3 protein-coding genes are annotated in these 3,212 nt (G+C 47.7%); all 3 read left to right on the forward strand.

The window, feature by feature from the left end; translation table 11 throughout:
• On the forward strand, nucleotides 1-803 hold an 803-nt coding region (locus tag VN105_RS02000), incomplete at its 5' end, for a 1-phosphofructokinase family hexose kinase (RefSeq protein WP_325637413.1).
• Nucleotides 800-2,044, forward strand: coding sequence for a divalent metal cation transporter (locus tag VN105_RS02005; protein WP_325637414.1), 1,245 nt, complete (start codon nucleotides 800-802; stop codon nucleotides 2,042-2,044). The genes VN105_RS02000 and VN105_RS02005, both read left to right, overlap by 4 nt.
• A gap of 42 nt (nucleotides 2,045-2,086) precedes the next feature.
• On the forward strand, nucleotides 2,087-3,091 hold the full coding sequence (locus tag VN105_RS02010) for a zinc-dependent alcohol dehydrogenase family protein (protein WP_325637415.1): 1,005 nt from the start codon (nucleotides 2,087-2,089) through the stop codon (nucleotides 3,089-3,091).
• The last annotated feature ends 121 nt before the right edge of the window (nucleotides 3,092-3,212 follow it).

Raw genomic sequence — 3,212 nt, forward strand, 5'->3', positions numbered from 1 at the left:
GGGGAGAAGCGGATGCGCTATATCTCGGAGGTGGGCATAGCGGTAAATTTTTTGAATCGCTGCTACGCGCGGAAGGGGTTCCGGGGACGCTTGTTCCCATTGCCGGTCATACCAGGGAGAACCTGATCATTACGGATAGCAGCAGCGGCGCACAGTACCGCCTGAACATGCCGGGGCCGGCAGTTGATACCTATGAGTGGCAGCACCTGCTGGAAATAATCCGCCAAACGGAGGGGATAGATTATCTTGTTGCCAGCGGCAGTTTATCTCCCGGAATACCACCTGATATATTTGCCTCTTTCAGTGCTATAGCAGCCATTAAAGGAGCCCGCTTCATTGTTGATACTTCAGGACAGGCACTAAAGGAAGCACTGAGGGAAGGCGCATATCTTATAAAGCCTAATGTCAGGGAGTTAGCCAGCTTTGTAGGAGCAAGTACGCTAAGTACCAACGAAATTGCTGATGCAGCTAAAAAAATCATCAGCAGCCACCGGAGCCAGGTAGTGGTAGTATCGATGGGAGAAGCCGGAGCAATGCTGGTAACAGCCGGTTTATCAGTAAAGATCCCGGCGCCCGTGGTTCGCAGGGTAAGCACAGTGGGCGCGGGCGATAGCATGTTGGCTGGTATTGTTTACAGCCTGAATGCCGGGAAGGATATTCTTGAGGCGGTCCGGTTCGGAGTTGCCTGTGGCACCGCCGCCACATTAAGCCCGGGTACTGCTTTATGTAAAAAGGCAGATGCGCTGGTGCTTTTTGAAGAAATTTGCAGGAAACAGTCTTTGACCGCGGGTACTACGAAATGAAAGCAAGCGGAATCAGTAGAGCATTTAAAAGATTAGGCCCCGGTCTTATTACCGGCGCCAGTGACGATGATCCCTCAGGAATTGCTACCTACTCCCAGGCCGGCGCCAGCACAGGGCTTTCCACCTTATGGACGGCCCTGCTTACTTTTCCTATGATGGCGGCCATACAGGGGATGTGCGCCAGAATAGGGCTTGTAACTTCTCAGGGGCTTACAGCTACGCTCAGGCAGTATTATCCAAAACCGATTCTGTATGGTATGCTGCTTTTTAGTTTCCCGGCTATCACCTTGAATATCGGAGCCAATATCCAAGCCATGGGGGCAGTTTGCCATATGATATGGCCCGTTGTGCCCGTGCCTGTATTTTGTGTGGGACTTACATTTTTGCTGATGGTGGTTATTATACGTTATCCCTATCAGAAAATTGCAATGATCCTGAAGTGGCTTTGTATTTCCCTGTTATTATATATCCTGGTTCCTTTTATGGTGGATCAAAACTGGAAACAGATCGCAAAAGATACATTCGTTCCAGTCATACATTATGATAAAGAATTTCTTTCTATTATCGTAGCTATACTGGGAACTACTATATCTCCTTATCTTTTTTACTGGCAAGCCAATATGGAGGCGGAAGACAGGCTGCATAACAATATAATTGTGGTAGATAAGACGATATTAAATAACATGAAGATGGATGTAAATACCGGCATGCTTTTTTCCAATATTGTGATGTTTTTTATTATTCTTACTACCGGCACTGTACTTTATCCGGCAGGCATCCGGCAGATTGATACCGTAGATCAGGCCGCAATAGCGCTTCAGCCACTGGCAGGTAAACTTACTTACCTGATCTTTGCCTCGGGAGTGCTTGGAACAGGGTTACTGGCAATTCCGGTGCTGGCCGGAGCCCAGTCGTATATGTTGGCGGAAACACTTGGATGGGCAGAAGGACTGGATAAAAAATTTGCTCAGGCAAAACCATTTTATATCTCTATCATTATTTCGCTGCTGACAGGTTTGCTGCTCCAGTTTTTATCTGTAAGTCCCCTCAAGGCATTATTGTACACGGCTATTGCCTATGGTTTAACGGCGCCTGTTTTAATTGCTGTTATTTTACATATTGGGAACAATAGAAAAATAATGAAGGAGAATACCAATTCATGGCTCTCTAACCTTTTAGGTATTATAACGTTAATAATAATGACCGTAACAGCAGCCGCATTAATCTGGTTCCTGAGGTAGGAGAAAACTGATTCCCATTCTTTAATCAAAAAAGTTATTATAATGACTACCGTAAGTATGCAGGCAATGGTACTGGAAAAGCCGGGCGCCTTACTTCAGCTTAAAACGCTTCCTGTGCCGGCGCCAGCTGCCGGGCAGGTGTTAATAAAAGTGGCTGCCTGCGGGGTTTGCCGAACGGATCTGCACATACTTGACGGGGATTTGCCCACAATAGTGTCACCCATCATTCCCGGTCATGAAATAGTAGGAGAGGTAGTAGCGCTCGGAGATGGTGTCACGTTGCTGCGGCAGGGCGACAAAGTAGGGGTACCCTGGCTGGCATACGCATGCGGGCATTGTAAATATTGTGCACAGGGACAGGAAAATTTATGTGAAAACGCGTTGTTTACGGGATATTCCGTAAATGGGGGCTATGCAGAGTATACTGTTGCCTGGGAAGCATTTTGTGTTCGAATGCCCGTAATTTACAGCAACGCGTCCGGAGCGCCCATGTTGTGCGCCGGGTTAATTGGTTTCCGTTCCTGGCGCATGGTGAATGAACATGCACAGCATATTGGTATTTATGGTTTTGGCGCCGCAGCCCATATCCTCACCCAGGTCGCAAATTTTCAATATAAATCTATCTATGCCTTTACTAAACCGGATGATGGCGCCGGTCAGCAATTTGCACTGGAAATGGGCGCCATATGGGCCGGCAGTTCACTGGAAGCCCCACCCGTAAAACTGGATGCAGCTATTATTTTTGCACCGGATGGAAGCCTGGTACCATTGGCATTATCTCATCTTGACAAAGGAGGAATTGTAGTATGTGGTGGAATTCATATGAGCCGCATCCCTGGTTTTCCCTACAGCATGCTCTGGGAAGAAAGAACTGTGAAGTCAGTAGCAAACCTCACACGCGACGATGCGGCGCTTTTTTTTAAAATAGCGCCGCAGGTGCCGGTTACCACATCCACCCAACTTTTTCCCTTACACCAGGCTAATGAGGCGTTGGAGAACCTGCGGGCCGGGAAAATCAGGGGCGCTGCTGTGTTGGTAATGCCGTAGCATATATTATCAGCCAGCCTGAAGGAATCTGTAGATGGGGCTGCTACCATGGTGTTCTTTCAGATTAACATCATGAACTACCAGGTATTCTATAATATTTCGCAAATTAACCGCGCCCCCG

Origin of the sequence: Chitinophaga sp., from assembly GCF_035564935.1 — a bacterium.
Taxonomy (GTDB): Bacteria; Bacteroidota; Bacteroidia; order Chitinophagales; family Chitinophagaceae; genus Chitinophaga.

Coding starts and splice junctions, on each gene's coding strand:
- VN105_RS02005 (WP_325637414.1), top strand. CDS start 800: ATGAAAGCAAGCGGAATCAGTAGAGCATTTAAAAGATTAGGCCCCGGT.
- VN105_RS02010 (WP_325637415.1), top strand. CDS start 2,087: ATGACTACCGTAAGTATGCAGGCAATGGTACTGGAAAAGCCGGGCGCC.